The following is a 987-nucleotide window of genomic DNA, read 5'->3' as shown; positions in this document are numbered from 1 at the left end:
CGCCGAGCCCTCGCGGGACAGCGCCGCCTCCCGCTCGCGGATGTCGCGGCGGATCCGGTCGTACTCGGCGGCGTCCCCGCGCTCGCAGCTCAGCTTTGCGCGCATCTCGTCGATCGTCTCGGTGTTGCGCGCCACCACCCGCGCCAGACCCACCACGTCCCGGTCGGCCTGGAACTGCGCGAACGACGATTCGAGGACGGTGCGGGCCCGATCGGCACCAAGCCGGCCGACGAGGTTGACCGCCATGTTGTAGGAGGGACGGAACGACGAGCGCAGCGGATAGGTGCGGGTGGAGGCGAGCCCGGCCAGCGCCAGCGGGTCCAGCCCCGGCTGCCACAGCACGACGGCGTGGCCCTCGACGTCGATGCCACGGCGGCCGGCGCGGCCGGTGAGCTGCGTGTACTCCCCCGGGGTGATGTCGACGCGGCTCTCGCCGTTGAACTTCGTCAGCCGTTCCAGGACGACGGTGCGGGCCGGCATGTTGATGCCCAGCGCCAGCGTCTCAGTGGCGAACACGACTCGGACCAGCCCCTGGACGAACAGCTCCTCGACGATCTCCTTGAAGGCGGGCAGCATCCCGGCGTGGTGGGAGGCGATGCCTCGCTCCAGGCCCTCCAGCCACGCCCAGTAGCCGAGGACGCCGAGGTCGGAGTCGGGGATCCCGACGGTGCGCTCGCGGACGATCGCCCGGATGCGCTGCTGCTCGGCCGGGCCGACCAGACGCAGCCCGGCACGCACGCAGGAGGTGACCGCGTCGTCGCAGCCGGCCCGGCTGAACACGAACACGATCGCGGGCAGCAGGCCGTCCCGGTCGAGGCGTTCGACGATCTCCGGCCGGCCCGGCACCCACATCCGCCGGCGGGGGGCGCCAGGTCCGCCGCGGCCCCGGCCGTAGCCGCCGGGCAACGCCCGGTTCTCCTCCCGGGCAAGCCGGACCAGGTCCGGGTTGACCACCCGGCCACCCACCTTGGTCGTCGCGCCGCGGGC

General features: G+C 73.6%; 1 protein-coding gene. It reads right to left on the bottom strand.

The annotated features are described in order from the left end of the window. Nucleotides 1–987: helicase-related protein (locus ND748_RS32735; protein ID WP_285903017.1), on the bottom strand; the 987-nt coding region annotated here is incomplete at both ends.

The organism is Frankia sp. AiPs1 (assembly GCF_023716945.1).
Taxonomy (GTDB): domain Bacteria; phylum Actinomycetota; class Actinomycetes; order Frankiales; family Frankiaceae; genus Frankia.
This window is presented reverse-complemented; position numbering and strand designations above follow the sequence as displayed.